This window comes from Arthrobacter sp. SRS-W-1-2016, assembly GCF_002009585.1.
GTDB lineage: Bacteria > Actinomycetota > Actinomycetes > Actinomycetales > Micrococcaceae > Arthrobacter > Arthrobacter bambusae_A.
The window spans coordinates 41,234-58,155 of the sequence record NZ_MTPV01000057.1 but is presented as its reverse complement, the minus strand read 5'-3'; the positions used below and the strand labels follow the sequence as shown (position 1 = coordinate 58,155).

Below are 16,922 nucleotides of genomic sequence, written 5' to 3'. Positions count from 1 at the left end.
CCGCGACGACACCTGCCGCACCCCCTACTGCGACGCACCGATCAGGCACATCGACCACATCATCCCCTGGCACCACGACGGCACAACCAGCCTGGCCAACGGGGCAGGACTCTGCGAAGCCTGCAACCACACCAAAGAACTCCCCGGCTGGACAGCACAAACCCGGCCAGCGCAAAACGGGACAGCAACAACAAGCCCCGGGACACGGCACGTCTTAGACATCCGCACCCCTACCGGACACCACTACCGATCCACAGCCCCGCCCCTGCCAGGCACCGAGTCATCTGCCACCGTGCCACCACGTTCCAAACACCACCGGAGGCTACTACGCCATCAAGCCAAGGAGCTGAAATACGCCCATCTCACGCAACTCCGAGTCGCTTGAGACTCCGGGCCGCCGTTGCTGCCCGGCATCCCTGGCTTCCGGGTCCTCCAGCGCCAAAAGCCCAGCGCCAAGAGCCCGGTGTCAAAAATATCCGCCAGGAAGGTGCGCGTCGGCTAAAAAGCCTGCGTCAAGAAGGGCCTCAGTCCAGGGGCCAGTCAGGTCGGCGTGGACACATCTTCGTTCGCATCGGGCCCGGGCGGTCTCAAGCGCTCTTGCGGCGGCAATCCACCGGCCCGTGCCTACAACGGCTGCCCGTGTCCGGGCGTCATCAAACACCACTATGCGGCCCTAGGAACCCTGGGGTTTCATGCGCATCCTGCGCAGGGCGGCTACCGCGAACACGACGGCGAGCGGCAGGGCGACAACGACGGCGCTCAGCCACGCCCCCGTGCCCTGCCAACCCTGGACGGCGGCGTTGAGGGCCCGGACGCCGGTCCCCGCGGCGGCGAGCAGGAAAGCCGCGGCCGCGAGCGACGGCGCGAGGCCTGCCGGGAGCGCGGCGTCGCGCGGCAGGAGCCGCCAAATAAGCAACAGGACCAGGCCAAGCACCCCGAAGACCACGCGGTATTCGACCACCTCGCCCCAGTGATGTTCGGCGGCGGCGTGGGCACAGTCGAGGCCAGCGTAAGGAGCCTGCAGAACCGCACACCTCGCGGCCGTGTAGGCCACGCCCGGGAGGTCGCCGGCCACGAAGCCTGCGCCCCAGATCCGGCCGAACAGTTCCGACACGACGCCGCTCACGCCGACGGCGATCGCGCCAACAGCCGCGAGGCCAACCAAGGGTCGCACGAACGCTCGCAACGGCAGCCTGGCGACGTCGCGAAGTGACGGGCGCAGGACCGGCGTCACGGTGCCGACCGGGCCGAAGCGGCGGACGGCCTCGCGCTCGGCGTCCTCCGGGTCCAAGCCTTGCCCACGGAGCCGGGCTGCGCATTCGCGCAAATGCGCCTCGGTCTCAGCGAGGAGCCTGCGGCCGGCAGCGGGATCGCCGGCGCGCGCAGCCACGAACAGCTCGTCGAGGTATGCGTCGATGGGCCCCCCGTCGGCCCCGGCGCTATTCCCCGCGTTCACGATGCCGCCCCAAGAACGCCCCGCACCGCCGCCGAGAAGCCTCTCCACTCCTCCACCTTGCGGGCAAGCGCGGCATGTCCGGCCCCGGTGAGCGCATAGACGCGACGGCGGCCGCCGTCGTCGTCCGCCCAGCGGCTCGCGACGCACCCCGCTGCCTCGAGCTTGTGCAGCGCGGGGTAGACGGAGCCCTCCTGGAGCTCAATCCGTGCGCCGCTGCGCTCGTGAATGCGCGCGATGAGCGCATAGCCGTGTGCCTCGCCCGCTCCGAGCGAGCTGAGCAGAAGCAGGTCAAGCTGTCCGTTCACTGAACTTCGTCCCATACCTAGAGAGTCTAGGTATGGGACGAAGTGCTGACAAGATCAAAGGACCGGGTTGTCCGCGGCTGTGAACCCCGGACCCCTGCTACCCCTTGAAGACCGGCGCCCGCTTCTCCTGGAACGCACGGAAACCTTCGGCGTAGTCCTCTGTCTTGCACAGCCGGGCTTGTTCGTCGTTCTCTTCGGACATGGCAGCCCACAAGCCCAGGCGCTGGTCGCGGATATGGGCCACGAGCTCCTTGCTCGCGGTGAACGCGCCGGTGGCACCCGCCGCGACCCGCTCCACGATGATCCGCGTGGCCTCCAGCAGGGCGTCGTCCGGCATAACCCGGCTGAACATGCCCTGCGCCACAGCCTCGGCACCGCTGATCAGGTCGGCCGTGTAGATGAGGTCCAGGGTCCGGTGCATGCCCAGGCGTTCCGTGAAGTACCAGTGCCCGCCCGAATCCAAAGTGGCGCCCAGCTTGGCGAACGGCGAACCGAACTTGGCAGTCTCCGCCACGTACACCACGTCCGTCGCCAGCAACAGGCCGAGCCCGACGCCGAGGCACGCGCCGTGCGCTGCCGCGAAGGTCGGGGCCGGGAAGGCCGCCATCTTCTTGAGCAGCGGCTCGACGAGCCCGTTCAAGTACGCCTTCGCGTCGTCGCTCTCCGGGGTCACGCCCGCAATGTCGCGTCCCGCGCAAAAGGCGCGGCCCTCTCCGCGAAGGAGCAGCGCCCGCACCATCCCGCGGGAGGCGGCGGCAGCGGCGTCGTCGTACGCTCTATCCAGTTCGGCAAGCGCTGCCTCGTCAAGCGAGTTCAGCTTTTCCGGGGCGTTGAGGACAATTTCGGCGATGCCGTTGGCGATGGAGAGCTCGATCATTCGTTTATTCCTTAGACGTCGAAATCGACCGTGACGGATTCACTGGTGGGGTGGGACTGGCATGTCAGCACGTAGCCCTTGTCCAACTCATCCTGCTCCAAGGCGTAGTTCTCGTCCATGCTGACCGTCCCGGAAACCAGTTTGGCGCGGCACGTGCCGCATACGCCACCGGCGCACGCGAACGGAACATCCGGGCGGACCCGCAAGGCGGCGTTGAGGATGGATTCCCGTGCGTGGGTGGGGCTGGCGACATCGCCGGTCAAACCATCCAGCGTGAAGGTGATCTTGAACGTGTCCTTCGACTCGTCCTCCACAACGGGCCGGCCGGCGTTGCCCTCGGGGCGGTCCGGGCGGCCGGTGGTGAACAGCTCGAAGCGCACGTGCTCGGGCTCGACGCCGCGGGCAGCGAGGGTATCCCGGCACAGCTGGACCAGCTCGAACGGCCCGCACAGGAACCATTCGTCTACATCCTCCGCGTGGATGGCGGTGCCCAACAGTTGCTGCAGCTTCTCGGCGTCGATACGGCCCGTCATGAGCGGCGCGATGCGCTGCTCGCGGGACAACACATGGTGCAGCGCCAATCGGGACGGGTACTTGTCCTTCAGGTCCGCCAGCTCTTCGAGGAACATGACGTCCATCGCGGCCTTGTTGGCGTAGATCAGGTCGAAGCGCGTCTCCGGGTTCGCGGCCAGCAGCGTGCGGGCGATCGCGATCACCGGGGTGATGCCCGAGCCCGCGGCGATGGCCACGAAAGAACCGGCGTCGCCGAACTCCCCTGCCATGTTCTCCGGATTGTTCATGGAGTTCATGACATTCTGCTGGACAGTCTTGCCGTCCTTGCCATGCTTCGAAATGAACGCGCCCATTGGGCTCATGACATCCAGGGTGTCGCCGGCCTTGAGCTCCGCATTCGCCCAGGTGGAGAAGATGCCGCCCAGGTCCTTCTTGATCGCTACGCGGATCTCGCTGCTGCCGTCCGCGAAGCTGCGAGGCTCTGCGCAGATGGAGTAGCTGCGGCGGACTTCATGCGGCTCACCGCTCTCGTCAGGAAGGGTGGTCCGGAGCGCCACGTACTGGCCGGGAAGGTAGTCGTACTGGCCGGCGAGTTCCGACGGAACATCGAACGTGACCTCGATGGCGTCTTCAGTCAGGCGGCGGACTTCCGAAACGCTGAGGGAATGAAAAGACGCACGACGGCGGCCGGTGGCCTGCGCTTGTTCGGCTGCGGTCTGGCGGACAACGGGCATGTCGGATTCCTTACAGGACTTTGAAGTAGTCGAACGGTTCCTTGCAGTCCTGGCAGACGAAGAGCGCCTTGCAGGACGTGGAACCAAAGCGGGTGAGTTCCTTGGTGTTCAGCGACGAACACTGGGGGCATTTCACGGCGAGGTTGAGCCGCACTTTGCCGGCATGTCCCCCGGCTGCTGCCCTTCCGGATGGCGGCGCGATGCCGTATTCCTGCAGCTTGGCCTTGCCCCGCTCAGTCATCCAGTCCGTGGTCCAGGCCGGAGCCAGGACGAGCTCGACGTAGACGCTGGGGTATCCCGCTTTGTGGAACGCGGTCTTGAGGTCGTCGCGGATGGCGTCCATCGCGGGGCAGCCCGAGTAGGTCGGCGTAATGGTGACCTGGACCGCGGGGACCAGCCCGCCGTCGTCGAACAGTTGGACGTTGCGGAGGATCCCCAGATCCTCAATGGTGAGGACCGGAATCTCGGGATCGCAGACCGTGGCGGCAATCCCCCAGGCCTTTTGCTCGGCGGTTTGCTTGGCCTGGGTTGGTGTCTCGTGAACGAACATGTCCACCGTCACCAGCTTGCGCCGGGATGTTCGCGGGCCAGCACCTGCATCTCGGCGAGCAGGTAGCCCAAGTGCTCGGAATGCTTGCCCTGGCGGCCGCCACCCAAGGATTGTGGGATACGTTCGAGGTTGAGTTCCCCTTCAAGGCCGGCTTCGCTCAGGATTTCTCCGGTGAGGTGGTCGAAGTCCGCGCGGAGGCCGGAGGGCTGCACGCCTGCTCCGCTTTCCGCGAGGCGCGCCGTGAGCTCGTCGTCTTCGAAGAGTTCTTCGACGTAGGGCCAGACGAGCTTGAACGCCCGGACGATACGACGGCGGGACTCTTCCGTGCCGCCGGCAAGCCGGAGGACCCACTGTGCGCTGTGGTCGCGGTGGTAGTCGACCTCTTTGAGTGCCTTCGCGGCGATGGCCGCGATGGTGGCATCCGTGGATCCGGTCAGCCGCTTGTAGAGCTCGAACTGGTAGTAGCTCACGATGAATTGCCGGGCGATGGTGACGGCGAAGTCCCCGTTCGGCTGCTCGAACAGGTGCGCTGAGCGGAACTCGTGCTCGCGGCGGAAGTACGCCAGATCGTCCTCGGACTTGTCCCATGCCGCGCCGGCGTAGGTCAGGAAGGAACGGGCGTGGCCCAGCTGGTCGAGGGCGATGTTGCCGAGGGCGACGTCTTCTTCGAGCTCAGGAGCCCGGGAGATCCAGTGCCCCAGGCGCTGGGCGAGGATCAATCCGTCGTCGCCGATGCGCAGGGCGTATTCCGCGACGTCGTCGCTCGGCTTGACTTGTCCCTTGCGGACCTCGAGGGCAATGTCTTCGGGGCGCAAGGCGTTTCCGGGGGTGATGCGCGTGGCGCTTGCGGAACCGTCTCCGGAAGCACCTGCGCCCTTGACGCCGACGGAAATGTCGCCGTGGCCTTCGATGGAGAAGTCTTTGTTTTCGTTTTCGTTTACGTTTTCGTTTACGGGGGCGGTCACAGGTGCTTCACGCCTTCGCTCTTGGTGTAATACGTCGCGTGGCGGTAGTCCTTGCCCTGCGGGGATTCGAAGAAGGAACCCTTGGAATCCGGGTCGCTCGAGGAGATAGCGTCGGCCGGAACCACCCAGATGGACACGCCTTCGTTGCGGCGGGTGTACAGGTCGCGGGCGTTGCGCAGCGCCATCGCCGCGTCCGGTGCGTGCAAGGATCCAGCGTGGACGTGGGACAGGCCGCGGCTGGAGCGGACGAAGACTTCCCAGAGGCTCCAGTGAGTTTCGTGGGGTTCGTTGGCTGCTGAGTCAGGGGCCACGACGACCGGGGTCCCCGGCCGAGCTTGCGAGGTTGGGGAGTCGTTGGGGATCATGCTGCGTATTCCTTCTCTGCTTGCTTGCGGGCGTACTCGGCGGCCGCTTCGCGGACCCAGGCGCCGTCGTCGTGCGCTTCGCGGCGGCGCTCAAGCCGCTGCGCGTTGCAGGGACCCTTCCCGGCGAGAACGTCTTTGAACTCGTTCCAGTCCAGGGGCCCGTGCTCCCATTTCTTGGTTTCTTCGTTGAAACGGATGTCCTTGTCCGGGAGCGTGAGGCCCAGGACCTTGACCTGCTCCACCATCATGCCGACGAAGCGGCTGCGGAGCTCGTCGTTGCTGAACCGCTTGATGTTCCACGCCATGGACTGCTTGGAGTTGGGCGAATCATCGTCGGGCGGCCCGAACATCATCAGCGCCGGCGCGTACCAGCGGTTGACGGCATCCTGGGCCATCGCCTTCTGGGCGGGCGTCCCGTTGGACAGTTCAAGGAGGATCTCGAAACCCTGGCGCTGGTGGAACGACTCTTCCTTGCAGATGCGCACCATTGCGCGTCCGTAGGGGCCGTAGGAAGCCCGGCAGAGGGGAACCTGGTTGCAGATCGCGGCGCCGTCCACCAGCCAGCCGATCGCACCCATGTCCGCCCAGGAAACCGCGGGGTAGTTGAAGATGGACGAGTACCGGGCCTTGCCGGCGATCAAGTCGCTGGTCATCTTGTCCCTGCTCTGGCCAAGGGTCTCCGCGGCCGAGTAGAGGTACAGGCCGTGGCCCGCCTCATCCTGGACCTTGGCCATGAGGATGGCCTTGCGCTTGAGGCTCGGAGCCCTGGTGATCCAGTTGGCTTCCGGCTGCATGCCGATGATCTCCGAGTGCGCGTGCTGCGAGATCTGGCGGAGCAGGGTCTTGCGGTAGGCCTCCGGCATCCAGTCGCGGGGTTCGATGCGCGAATCCTCGGAAATGATGCGGTCAAAGTACGCCTGACCGGCCTGTTCCCGCTCAAGCTCTTCGGGGGACAGCTCAGCGGGCACAGACTGCAGATTCTGCGATGCCATGGTTGCTCCTAAATATTTACCGACCGTTCGTTCAGAATATGCGGAAGGCGCGAGATGCGTCAAGCGTTCGGGTCGCTCGGGGGCGTCAACCGAACGCTCGCTCACCTATACGGCTCTCTTCCCCAACGCTCGCTCACGTATATGGCTCTCTTCCCCAACGCTCGCTCACATATATGGCCAAACGCCGGAACGCCCGCTCACATATGGGGCCAAACGCCGGAACGCCCGCTCAGATATGGGGCCAAATGCCCGAACGCTCGCTCACGTATATGGCCAAACGCCGGAACGCTCGCTCAGATCATCAAGTGAGCGAGCGTCGGCGGAAAACGCCTCAAAGGTGAGCGAGCGTCTGAGGGGGAACGGCACACAAGGCGGGACGACGGCGCCACCGGACCGCCGCCGTCGGGCGCTAAGGCACTGTTCCCAGCGCATCAGCCCGGACGCCCGCTCACCTATAGGGCCAAACGCCGGAACGCCCGCTCAGATCAAGTGAGCGAGCGTCGGCGGAAAACGCCTCAAAGGTGAGCGAGCGTCCGGGGGGAACGGCACACAAGGCGGGACGACGGCGCCATCGGGCTGCCGCCGTCGGGCGCTAAGGCACTGTTCCCAGCGCATCAGCCCGGACGCTCGCTCACATATAGGGCCAAACGCCGGACGCCCGCTCACATATAGGGCCAAACGCCGGAACGCTCGCTCAGATCATGTGAGCGAGCGTCGGCGGAAAACGCCTCAAAGGTGAGCGAGCGTCGGCGGAAAACGCCTCAAAGGTGAGCGAGCGTCGGCGGAAAACAGCCTAAAGGTGAGCGAGCGTCCGGGGAGGCTAGGCGCTTAGGCTGACGCCGACGCCGGGACGAAGGCGGGTCGCGGCGTCAGTTGCTTCCGCGCCCAGCGGGCCAGCTTCTTGCCTTTGCCTTTCCACCAGCTGTCCTCGTCCTTGTCCTGGTGCCAGCGGAAGATGATCATCACGATCACGAAAACGCCCATCGCCACGTCGGTCCAATTCCATTGGATTGCCTTCGCGAGGACGCTGACGCCCATGACGAGAATCGACGGCACCGCCAGGGTCTTGAAGATGGTATTGGCGACGTAACGTCGATGCGATCGAGGCACGGACACGGCACGGACCATGTCGAAACACACGCACACCACCACCATTGCCTGGCCGAAGTCCATCAGGATCAGCCCGGGCAACGACCCGGCGAACATCGCTGCCGCGCTCAACGGACTGCCTCCGTCGCTGTGGAACTGACTGTGAGACGCGGGAAGGGCACAACGGGATTGCAGAAAGCACACATACGGATAACCCCCAGAGACCAGGAACTGCGTTTGAGACCAACTGAGTTCCATTGAATCGGCTGCCTCTAGGGCCGGTCACGAGTAGTGGGTACTCTAATTTGCCCGGCCGGGTACTTGCACGGCTGGCCGCTACCCGCTCCGGGATCCGGCCTGTTGCAGTGCCGGCTTAGTACAGCGCCGGCATGTCTGTCTGGGACGGCTCTTGCGGCGGTCCAGCCGGCAGTGCCACCGTGAAAGTGCTTCCGCTGCCGGGCTCGCTGCGGCAGGAGATGCTGCCTCCGTGTCGCTCGACGATGGACTTGGTGATGGACAGCCCGAGGCCGACGCCGGGAATCGCGGCCTGACGGGCGGCGTTAGTCCGGAAGAACCGGGTGAAAATCCTGGCCGACTCGTCAGTGGTCATGCCCATTCCCGTATCTTTCACTTCAAGCCGGACCCAACCGTCGTTCCGCTCCGCCCGGACGGTCACCAGTCCGCCACCGGGCGAATACTTGATGGCGTTGGACACCAGGTTGTCCAAGGCCTGTCCCAGCCTCAAGGGGTCGGCGTTTGCCCACAGGGGTGCAGGAACGTCGGCGACGAGGCCCACGTGGGCGGCGTCGGCCTGTGCGCGTGCAGAAACCAAGCTATTTTCAACCAACCCTGCCAAATCCGTGCGCCTCAGATGTACGCTCTCTACTGCCGCGGCCGACGAAAGCAGGTCCTCCACCAGGGCCCGGAGCCGCTCGGCATTCCGCTCCGCAATTTCCAATCCAAGCCTTGTTGCCGGCTGGAGTTCCTGGGCGCCGCGCAGCACAAGATCGATGTTGCCCAAGATCGACGTCAGCGGCGAACCGAATTCGTGCGAAACGTTGGCAACCAATTCGTCCTTGGCGGCAAGGGCATCCACAACATCCGTCACGTCTTTGAATACGATCACCGCACCGCCAAACCCGTCGTCGACGTCGCTCTTCATACCCCGCGCGGCGGTTGAGATGACCCGTTGGTCGGTTCCGGCGCCGAACCAAAGGAGATAGTCGGAGAATGTTTCCCCTTGAACGGCCCTCCGAACGGGTCCCTTTTCAAGCGGAATCGGCGTCCGCCTGTCCTGGCCAAAAACGAGCCAGTCGCGTTCCGCGGGACCCCGCGAGCCTCCCGCGGGCATCGCCATCTTGAGGAACGCCTTTTGTTGATTGTTGATCAGGAGGGTTTCGCCCTTCGAATCGACGGCGACAATTCCGACGTCGATCGTGTCCAGGATCGTCTTGAGCAGCGTTTCCCGCTCCCGGCTGGCAGCCAACAATTGCCGCAGGGACTGGTCGCGCTGGCTTACCCGCCGTTGCTGGAGACGGGCATTGGAGCCAGCCAAGCGAATGGACACTGCCATTGCGAACATCATCAGCGGTAATAGCAGTACGGAAGAAATGTCCGACGGCGTAGGACGTGGCAAGTGCGTGACCACTGGCGGAAACGCAATGACAAAAGGACCCACAAAACTGAGGACCAGGCTTGTCTTCGAAAGCATGCCTGAGGCAGACAACCAGATCACGGGAAAGATAGCCAAAGTGATGAGGCCCGGTATTGCGCTGAAAGCGCCGTTTCGGGTGAACCAGAGGGCGACAAAATCCAAAACGGGGATTGCCAGGCCCGCACTCGGCGACAATCGCTCCCAGGGAACCAGCAGGCAGCCAAGGAACAGCGCCCCATGAAGGAAAACCCCGGTAACAAACAGCCAATTCTGGATTAACCCTGGCCAAACAGTTGGGGCTGCGATCGCAAGGCCGGCGACGATGAGCGTTAGTGGTAATTCACAGACAGCCAGGCGGGCACGAGGTGTGAGTTTGCGGAAGAAACGGGCGGCCGCGCGAAAAAATGGCTGCTCACTCAAAGTCAAGACCCTTCCTTGGAGAATCGCGAACCAATTACCGCTCCACGCGCTTCCCGAAGGAAGCACCCGGAGCCCACTATTCCCCCAAGGAACCACAATACGACGGCCCAAACCATCCAACTGGAAGTTCGAAGCAAGCGCTTAATCCACATATTAGATGCCAGATGGCTTCAATGCTTGTATCGTGAGTATTTGGGTGGCATTTACCGCATTGCGCTGGGCTGTGCGGCGATGTGCACCCTCGAGGATGTTCTATGAGCGAGCCTGGGGTAGCTGTAGTCATTGAGGATGACGAAGACGTGCGAAATCTGGTCGACGCCATCCTTAAGGAAGCTGGATTTGTGGTGCACTCTGCCGCCACCGGACGCGAAGGCGTGGAGGTCGTGCGGGACCACCACGCCACCGTGGTGACGCTCGACGTCGGGCTTCCCGACATGGACGGCCACGAGGTCCTGCGTCGGATTCGGCAATTCAGCGACGCATATGTGGTGATGCTGACGGCCAGGCGCGACGAGCCGGACACGTTGACCGCGTTCCTGACCGGCGCAGACGACTACGTCAAGAAGCCGTTCCTGCCGCGTGAATTGCGGGCGCGGGTCACGGCCATGATGCGGCGGCCTCGCGCGGACGGCAGGCTTGCGTTGCTGGAGGAGGATCGCTCTGGTTCGGTGCCCGACGGCGGTGCTAACGCCGGCGCTGTTTCGAGAGGCGCCGACGGCGGCTCTGCCGGCGTCGACCATGCAGTGATCAGGCACAATGGCTTGGCCCTGAACCACAAATCACGCACGGTGACGCTTCAAGGTTCCGCCGTGACGTTGACGCGAAGCGAGTTCGATCTGCTTCTCGACTTGCTTCGGGCCAATGGCGAGGTGCGCACCCGGGCTGACCTGGTGCGGGCGGCGCGCGGTGAGTACTACGACGACGATGCGTACATCAGCGACGCCGACGAACGGGCCGTTGAGACCCACATCGGGAACCTCCGCCGAAAGCTTCGTGAAGATCCACAATCGCCGCGCTTTTTACAGACTGTCCGAGGAGTCGGCTATCGCCTGACGCCGAAAAGTTCGGATTAGGCGGCGTCCGTCAATCGTTCCTGAGCACGTAGCTGTCCTTGAGTTCCTGGACCGTTAGGTGCCCGCATTCTGCAACTTCCTTGAGGAGCGGCCTGGCTTCACGCAGTTCGCTCTTTCTAATACGTTCCTCCAGTTGCGCTGCAAGTACCGCGAGGCGGACGCCGCCAACCATGATGGAAGAGGTCCTGAGGCTAAGGACCGCGTTCAGGGCTGCGGCCATGTCGCCGCGCTCGACGGCGGTTGCCAGGATTTCGTATCGCTTCGCCCAGAGTTTCGCAAAGTCGCCGGCGAACGTTCGCGCGATCAGCGGATTGTCCACTTGATCTTCCAGGAGTTGGAATTCAGCCAGGTCCAGTATGGGAAGTTCGATAAGCGGGACGACTGGCAGCGCAGTGGAGTCCCCGACCGAACCCGTATGGCTGGGGTCTGAATCCTCGTTGACCTCGCTTGAACCTGAACTGAACATAGCCCAATGCTACTTTCTGAATTCCGGAAAAAACCGAACTTATGCCTATCTTAAGGAAATCTTAGGCCTTTCTTGATTTAACTCCTTTTCCTCCAGCACACCCATTCGGAGAATGTGATATTGCGCTTAACCTCCGCTGAAGGTGGCTATAGCGTTGATGACGGCCGGCCCCAGGATGGCGATGAACAACACAGGGAAGATGAAGAGCAGAAGCGGGAAGAGAACCATCACCGGAAGCTTCATCGCCTTCTCTTCTGCACGTTGGCGGCGCTTAACCCTCATAACCTTCGCCTGGACCCTGAGGACCCGGCTGATGGCAATGCCGTAAGTGTCAGCCTGGATCACGGCCTGTACAAAGCTCCGGAGCTCCGGAACGTTGGTTCGTTCGGCGAGGGCGAGATAGGACTCGCGGCGGCTCCTTCCGACCTGCATGTCCTGCAGCGTCCGCACCAACTCCTCGGCCAGCGGCCCCTTCCCGTTTTCTCCGGCCCGGGCCATTGCTCCTTCAAAACCGAGGCCAGCCTCAACGGAAATCAGCATTTGGTCCATGGTATTTGCGAGTTCCAATTGCATGGCCTTTTGGCGCTCTTGCCCTTTGCTGTACAGCATTAGGTCCGGGATAAAGTATCCGAGTAATACGACAAATATCCCTACGAGCTTAAGGATTCCGCTTGAGCTGTTGGCACTGATGAGAAACCCAAAAAGTGCGCCGAACAATCCGAGCAGGGGTTTGGCAGCGAGGACGCGCCCCAAAGGGAGCGACGGCGGGCGGCCGGCCAGCGAGAGCAGCCGGTCCAGTTTCTGGACGTAGCCGCCGGGGGTCAAACGGTAGCCAATGAGCTCGAGCGCACTGCCACGACTTTGTGGACCAGCTTCGGCAATGGCTGCGCCTTGGGTCAAAAGATCCCGGACGGCACGTTGGGCTTTGCGGTCAACCGACAGGAATGACCAGGCGAGGTAGGCGATAGGCAGAGGAACCAGGACGAGGGAGATTAGAAGAGAGGGATTCACTCGTCACCTCAAAACTTCAAGTCGATGATCTTGCGCATCCAGAGACCGCCGATCGTCATGAGAATGACTGACAAGCCGATCATTCCCCAACCAAGCGGCTGGGTGAACATCACGTTCATGTAGCCGGGGTTGATAAGCAAGAGCATGGTGACGATGCCGAAGGGAAGCGCCATCAGGATGTATCCCGAGAACTTTCCTTCCGCGGCCAAGGATTTGATGTGTCCCTTGATCTCGCTGCGTTCGCGTATGGTCTCGTTGACTTGGTCCAGGACCTCCGCAAGGTTTCCGCCCACCTCGCGGTTGATTTGGATGGCTTGCGCTATCCACACGAAGTCCTCGCTCCGCATCCGCTCCGCTGTGTCGTTCAGCGATGCCTCAAGATCACGGCCAAGGCTCGTCTCTGTAATGATCCGGCGCATTTCCTCGGACGTCGGGCTGGCAGATTCCGTGGCGGCAGCATCGATGGCGCGGAGGATGCTGTGCCCGGCCCGCAGGCCGCCAGCCAGTAGTTGGAGCGTGTCCCCGAGCTGCTCATCGAATTTGGCGCGCCTTTTGCCGGCCAGGGAGCTCAAGATGACCCGCGCTACGAGGGGCGCCGGGAGAAAGAACAGGAAGGCCACCAACGGACCGCCGATGACCAGACCGATCAGGGCACCCACGAATGCACCGGCAATGACAAGGATGAAGAAATCCGCCTGGCTCATCCGCAGCCCGGCATTCTCCAGTTGTTCACGGTTGAAGAGCCGGATATTGCGCCTGGTCAACACCCCGTGGACTGCGTCGGCGGCAGAACCTGCAAAACGCGTCAGCTGGGAGCCCGAACCTACGTGGTAGGGCCGGCGTCGATCGAACGGAACTTCCGGAGTTTTCGGCAGGATCACGGCCACGCCGAGGAGCAGGATGGCTGAAAACATCAGGGCCATACCGGTCAAGAGCATCATTTTCCGCTCACGTCCTTGCTGCTGTTGCTGTTGCCAGGGGCGCGGCGAATACTCCGGGAGATACATGGATACCCAAGTCATCGAAGCGGTCGATGAAGCGCGGACGGATACCCGTGGGGACCGGCCGTCCCAGGAACCTTCCGTGGGAGTCGACGCCTGCCGAGTAATCGAAAACAAAGGCGTCTTGAAGGGTGACAATGTCGCCTTCCATGCCCTGGACCTCAGTCACGTGGGTGATGCGGCGCGTTCCGTCCCGCAACCGGGAGATCTGGATGATGAGATTCACCGCGGACGCTATTTGCTCGCGGATTGCCCGCAATGGCAGGTCCATACCGGCCATGAGCACGAGGGTTTCGAGGCGCGCCACGGCGTCGCGAGGGGAATTCGAGTGCACCGTGGAGAGGGAACCGTCGTGGCCGGTGTTCATGGCCTGCAGCATGTCGAGGGATTCTCCACCGCGGACCTCGCCGACGACGATCCTGTCCGGCCGCATACGAAGCGAGTTCCTCAGCAGTTCCCTGATGGTCACGGCCCCCTTGCCCTCGGTGTTCGGTGGCCTGCTCTCAAGCCTGACCACGTGTTGCTGCTGGATCTGCAGTTCCACGGCATCTTCGATGGTGACAATCCGGTTGTCTTCCGGGATGAAAGACGAGAGGACATTCAACAGTGTCGTCTTTCCGGTTCCGGTACCTCCGGAAACAATGATGTTCAGCTTCGCCTTGACGCACGCATTGAGGAGCTCCGCCATTTCGGGCGTGAGCGTTCCGAAATCGATCAGGTTCCTGATGGTCAACGGTATTTTGCTGAATTTTCGGATGGTCAGCGACGAACCGCCCACCGCAAGCGGAGGGATCACCGCATTGACTCGGGACCCGTCCTCAAGCCGCGCGTCAACAAGGGGGGACGACTCATCGATCCGGCGGCCCACTTTCGAAACGATGCGTTCGATGACTCTCCGGAGGTGCTCTTCTGAGCTGAATCCGGAGTCCGTGAGGGTCAGCTTGCCTTTTCGTTCGACGTAGATCTGGTCCATCCTGTTGACCATGATTTCGGTGACTTCCGGGTCGTCCAGCAAGCGTTGGAGCGGCCCATAGCCAAGGACGTCATCCGCCACGTCCGCGACCAGCCGGCTGCGCTCGTCCGCGGACAGCGGGACCTGTTCGGCGTCGATGATCCGGATGAGTTCTTCCCGGGCAGTTGACCGCAACTCGTGTTCGCTGACACCCGAGTCGTTGAACCTCGCGCCCAGCCGCTCGAACAATGCGGTGGCGGCGCGCACCTTGAGGGCAGCGAAAGCGTCCACGGGTTGCTGGGCCCTGAGCTTCGGCGAGTCAGGGACGTCGGACAGCTTGACCGAGGTGTGGGGTTTCAGGGCGCCGCCGGGCTTCCCCGAGGGAAGTGGCCTGACCTGCTGCGTCGAGTCAGCGAATGTCGGTTTAGGGGTAGAGGGTGTGCTCGCGCCAAGATCCACCCCTGGGCGGGGAGACGCTTCGGTCTTGTCCTCGGCGGCATGCAGCCGTTCAGACAGCTTCATTAGACGACGACCCTTCTGTGCAGTTTGCGCTGTGCTGTGGCACGCCACGTGGGGTTGAAGCGGTCCACAAGTTGTTTGAGACCTTTGACGGCAGGATCCTTCACCGAGTCCTGGAGCACGGGAATGCCGCGGTTGGTGGAGAACGCTACGGCCTTCGATCGGGGGATGCTCACGTCAACCGGCGCACCGACTGTCGATTCGACGTCCTGGACCGACAGCCCCGACTTGGAATCAGCCATGTTGAGCACCACGTGGCGGGTTTCGGGAAGGAGGTTCAGCCTGCGGAGGATGTCCAGCCCGGAGCGAAGGCCCCGGACGCTTGGAACGTCCATGCCGGTCACCCAGACTGCGTCCGAGCACTGCTCGAGGGCGGCGAGCCCGATTTCTGGCAGTCCGGGTGCCGTGTCGACAACCACGTACTGGAACTCATGAGCGAGCTGCTCGAGCAGCCTGCCCACTTGTTCCGGCGAGATTTCATCAGCTTCGACGGGGTCCTTCGGCGCGCACAACGCATAGATGCTCGCCGGGTGGACGGTGAGAAAGGCCTTGAGCACCAGCGAATCCTGGCTGGCCGACGGCGTGACGGCGTCAGTAACGGTGTGCTCCGGGTTGAGGTAGAGCCCGGAGGCAACGTCACCGAATTGCAGGTCGAGATCCACGATCACCACGCTCATCGGCGCGATCTTGCCCAGGCCCACTGCGATGTTCGTGGCAATGGTTGTCTTGCCCACGCCACCCTTGGGAGAAAAGACGCCAATCACCAGGCCCTTCGGCGAACCCGATTGCTTTGGTTCCCCGGTGCGCTGTCGGCTGGCGAAAGACTGGCACGCGCGCTCAAGCATGACCCTTATCTGGGCCAGGTCAGCATCCGGGCTCATGATGTCGCGGATTCCCGAGCGCATGGCTTGGAGGACAAACGCGGGATCCAGTTCACTGACGAGGATCACGCTCAGTTCCGGCAACTGCACATCGAAGACCGTGGCCAGGCGAAGGGCGTCCTCCACGGGCACGTCGGGCCCGAGAATCAGCACTTCGAGTTGTTCCTGGTTGAGCGCACCGAACAGTTCTGCCGGATCGGCCGGCAAAATGCTCGTGAAGAAGGTCTGTACGCTTCCCGGCAGGCCACCGGCAACAGCTTGGCGCAACCGCTGGTCAAATTCGGTGTTGGGAGTTATGAGGACAAAACGGCTCACCTGTATACTCCGCTCGGCTGGATAACGATGGGGCCGCTGTCTTTGGCATCCAACGGCTCTTTGCTCAACCAGATCTTGGCGTACTCGGCAGCGAAGACAATCTTGGCTGCGTCCACATCGCTTACCGCAACGGTGAGCAAGAGTGATCCGGTGGGAAGGCTCGTATCGCCCGGGTTGGCAGCGGCACCAGACCCGGGAGCCGGCGTCGGCTGCGGGCTTGCGGTCGCTTGGGGAGCGCGCTGCACCGCGGTCAGCAGAACCTTGGGGATGGTCAGTTGCGTGGTCCCTTTGTCCGACTTCGAGTCACTTCCGCCGCCGGATATGGAGATGAAGATACCAACATGGTCTCCAGGAACGAGTCGTCCCCCGACAACCCGCTGGGGTTCCAACTGGAACGAGACCTCCTGAAGCCCTGCGGGCACCTTAACGTCCCCGGGGGTCTTGAGCGCGTCCGGGGCCACCAGTCTTTCGGACACCAGTGTCTCGCCGGGGACGAGGTCGACGGCGGCCACCTTGCCTGCTGCGTCCGCCAAGGTGTGTAGCGCCGTCTTGGGAACCGCCGATCCCGGCAATTGCTGGGTGACCAGGGAATCCTTCATGGCGTCCACTGAAGTGCCGGCCGGGATGGCAGTCTTGACCACCAACACGTCAACAGGGGCCAGGTTCTGGACTGCCCGTTGATCCGCTCCTTGCGCGTAGGAAAAGACGAGAATCACCCCGACCAGTGCCAGCACTGCCGCTGCCGACCCGGCCAACAAGCGTGACTTCACTTACAACTCCTGTG

The 16,922-nt window shown here is 63.0% G+C and carries 18 protein-coding genes; 2 read left to right on the top strand and 16 right to left on the bottom strand.

Annotation, left to right across the window (positions count from 1 at the left end; all coding sequences use genetic code 11):
• Window positions 1-385, top strand: a 385-nt coding sequence (locus tag BMF89_RS14150; RefSeq protein ID WP_139359666.1) for an HNH endonuclease, incomplete at its 5' end; no start/stop codon positions are given.
• Between the two features lie 288 nt (window positions 386-673).
• Here BMF89_RS14150 and BMF89_RS14145 read toward each other — a convergent pair.
• The 10 genes from BMF89_RS14145 to BMF89_RS14100 form a co-directional block, all read right to left on the bottom strand.
• Window positions 674-1,504 (bottom strand): permease prefix domain 1-containing protein, encoded by an 831-nt coding sequence (locus BMF89_RS14145; RefSeq protein WP_139359665.1) that lies wholly within the window; start codon window positions 1,502-1,504, stop codon window positions 674-676.
• On the bottom strand, window positions 1,453-1,776 hold the full coding sequence (locus tag BMF89_RS14140) for a helix-turn-helix transcriptional regulator (protein WP_078107742.1): 324 nt from the start codon (window positions 1,774-1,776) through the stop codon (window positions 1,453-1,455). Before BMF89_RS14140 ends, BMF89_RS14145 begins: the two co-directional genes overlap by 52 nt.
• 82 nt (window positions 1,777-1,858) lie before the next feature.
• Complete coding sequence (locus tag BMF89_RS14135) at window positions 1,859-2,638, bottom strand: enoyl-CoA hydratase-related protein (RefSeq protein WP_078107741.1); 780 nt, start codon at window positions 2,636-2,638, stop codon at window positions 1,859-1,861.
• Between the two features lie 11 nt (window positions 2,639-2,649).
• Window positions 2,650-3,885 carry a 1,2-phenylacetyl-CoA epoxidase subunit PaaE gene (gene paaE, locus BMF89_RS14130; RefSeq protein ID WP_078107740.1) on the bottom strand — a complete coding sequence of 412 codons (1,236 nt, stop codon included), beginning with the start codon at window positions 3,883-3,885 and terminating at the stop codon, window positions 2,650-2,652.
• 10 nt (window positions 3,886-3,895) lie between these two features.
• A complete protein-coding gene (gene paaD / locus BMF89_RS14125; protein ID WP_078107749.1) occupies window positions 3,896-4,435 on the bottom strand; it encodes a 1,2-phenylacetyl-CoA epoxidase subunit PaaD in 540 nt (179 codons plus the stop codon).
• Window positions 4,436-4,443: 8 nt separating this feature from the next.
• Entirely contained in the window at window positions 4,444-5,400 is a 957-nt protein-coding gene (gene paaC, locus BMF89_RS14120; RefSeq protein ID WP_078107739.1) for a 1,2-phenylacetyl-CoA epoxidase subunit PaaC, read from the bottom strand.
• A complete protein-coding gene (gene paaB / locus BMF89_RS14115; protein WP_078107738.1) occupies window positions 5,397-5,765 on the bottom strand; it encodes a 1,2-phenylacetyl-CoA epoxidase subunit PaaB in 369 nt (122 codons plus the stop codon). Before paaB ends, paaC begins: the two co-directional genes overlap by 4 nt.
• Window positions 5,762-6,757: a 1,2-phenylacetyl-CoA epoxidase subunit PaaA gene (gene paaA / locus BMF89_RS14110; RefSeq protein ID WP_078107737.1), complete on the bottom strand. Its 996-nt coding sequence runs from the start codon at window positions 6,755-6,757 to the stop codon at window positions 5,762-5,764. Before paaA ends, paaB begins: the two co-directional genes overlap by 4 nt.
• 828 nt (window positions 6,758-7,585) lie before the next feature.
• Complete coding sequence (locus tag BMF89_RS14105) at window positions 7,586-7,978, bottom strand: hypothetical protein (protein ID WP_078107736.1); 393 nt, start codon at window positions 7,976-7,978, stop codon at window positions 7,586-7,588.
• 241 nt (window positions 7,979-8,219) lie between these two features.
• Window positions 8,220-9,419: a HAMP domain-containing sensor histidine kinase gene (locus tag BMF89_RS14100; protein ID WP_306874452.1), complete on the bottom strand. Its 1,200-nt coding sequence runs from the start codon at window positions 9,417-9,419 to the stop codon at window positions 8,220-8,222.
• Between the two features lie 755 nt (window positions 9,420-10,174).
• Between BMF89_RS14100 and BMF89_RS14095 the strand changes: the two genes are divergently transcribed.
• The gene (locus BMF89_RS14095) at window positions 10,175-10,993 is read left to right on the top strand and encodes a response regulator transcription factor (protein WP_078107735.1); all 819 of its coding nucleotides are present in this window, start codon (window positions 10,175-10,177) and stop codon (window positions 10,991-10,993) included.
• 10 nt (window positions 10,994-11,003) lie between these two features.
• Here BMF89_RS14095 and BMF89_RS14090 read toward each other — a convergent pair whose 3' ends face one another.
• The 6 genes from BMF89_RS14090 to BMF89_RS14065 all read right to left on the bottom strand — a co-directional run bounded on the left by BMF89_RS14090 (window position 11,004) and on the right by BMF89_RS14065 (window position 16,908).
• Window positions 11,004-11,459, bottom strand: coding sequence for an Hpt domain-containing protein (locus BMF89_RS14090; RefSeq protein ID WP_139359664.1), 456 nt, complete (start codon window positions 11,457-11,459; stop codon window positions 11,004-11,006).
• Between the two features lie 126 nt (window positions 11,460-11,585).
• A complete protein-coding gene (locus BMF89_RS14085) occupies window positions 11,586-12,470 on the bottom strand; it encodes a type II secretion system F family protein (RefSeq protein ID WP_078107734.1) in 885 nt (294 codons plus the stop codon).
• 8 nt (window positions 12,471-12,478) lie between these two features.
• The gene (locus BMF89_RS14080; protein WP_078107733.1) at window positions 12,479-13,411 is read right to left on the bottom strand and encodes a type II secretion system F family protein; all 933 of its coding nucleotides are present in this window, start codon (window positions 13,409-13,411) and stop codon (window positions 12,479-12,481) included.
• Between the two features lie 7 nt (window positions 13,412-13,418).
• Entirely contained in the window at window positions 13,419-14,945 is a 1,527-nt protein-coding gene (locus BMF89_RS14075; RefSeq protein ID WP_078107732.1) for a CpaF family protein, read from the bottom strand.
• On the bottom strand, window positions 14,945-16,138 hold the full coding sequence (locus BMF89_RS14070; RefSeq protein WP_078107731.1) for an AAA family ATPase: 1,194 nt from the start codon (window positions 16,136-16,138) through the stop codon (window positions 14,945-14,947). Before BMF89_RS14070 ends, BMF89_RS14075 begins: the two co-directional genes overlap by 1 nt.
• On the bottom strand, window positions 16,135-16,908 hold the full coding sequence (locus BMF89_RS14065) for an RcpC/CpaB family pilus assembly protein (RefSeq protein ID WP_078107730.1): 774 nt from the start codon (window positions 16,906-16,908) through the stop codon (window positions 16,135-16,137). Before BMF89_RS14065 ends, BMF89_RS14070 begins: the two co-directional genes overlap by 4 nt.
• Window positions 16,909-16,922 lie beyond the last annotated feature (14 nt).

Bases quoted from the DNA above. Each gene is read 5' to 3' on its own strand.
- BMF89_RS14140 (WP_078107742.1), bottom strand. From the start codon at position 1,776: ATGGGACGAAGTTCAGTGAACGGACAGCTTGACCTGCTTCTGCTCAGC.
- BMF89_RS14135 (WP_078107741.1), bottom strand. From the start codon at position 2,638: ATGATCGAGCTCTCCATCGCCAACGGCATCGCCGAAATTGTCCTCAAC.
- paaE (WP_078107740.1), bottom strand. From the start codon at position 3,885: ATGCCCGTTGTCCGCCAGACCGCAGCCGAACAAGCGCAGGCCACCGGC.
- paaD (WP_078107749.1), bottom strand. From the start codon at position 4,435: ATGTTCGTTCACGAGACACCAACCCAGGCCAAGCAAACCGCCGAGCAA.
- paaB (WP_078107738.1), bottom strand. From the start codon at position 5,765: ATGATCCCCAACGACTCCCCAACCTCGCAAGCTCGGCCGGGGACCCCG.
- paaA (WP_078107737.1), bottom strand. From the start codon at position 6,757: ATGGCATCGCAGAATCTGCAGTCTGTGCCCGCTGAGCTGTCCCCCGAA.
- BMF89_RS14100 (WP_306874452.1), bottom strand. From the start codon at position 9,419: ATGGCAGTGTCCATTCGCTTGGCTGGCTCCAATGCCCGTCTCCAGCAA.
- BMF89_RS14095 (WP_078107735.1), top strand. From the start codon at position 10,175: ATGAGCGAGCCTGGGGTAGCTGTAGTCATTGAGGATGACGAAGACGTG.
- BMF89_RS14090 (WP_139359664.1), bottom strand. From the start codon at position 11,459: ATGTTCAGTTCAGGTTCAAGCGAGGTCAACGAGGATTCAGACCCCAGC.
- BMF89_RS14080 (WP_078107733.1), bottom strand. From the start codon at position 13,411: ATGATGCTCTTGACCGGTATGGCCCTGATGTTTTCAGCCATCCTGCTC.
- BMF89_RS14075 (WP_078107732.1), bottom strand. From the start codon at position 14,945: ATGAAGCTGTCTGAACGGCTGCATGCCGCCGAGGACAAGACCGAAGCG.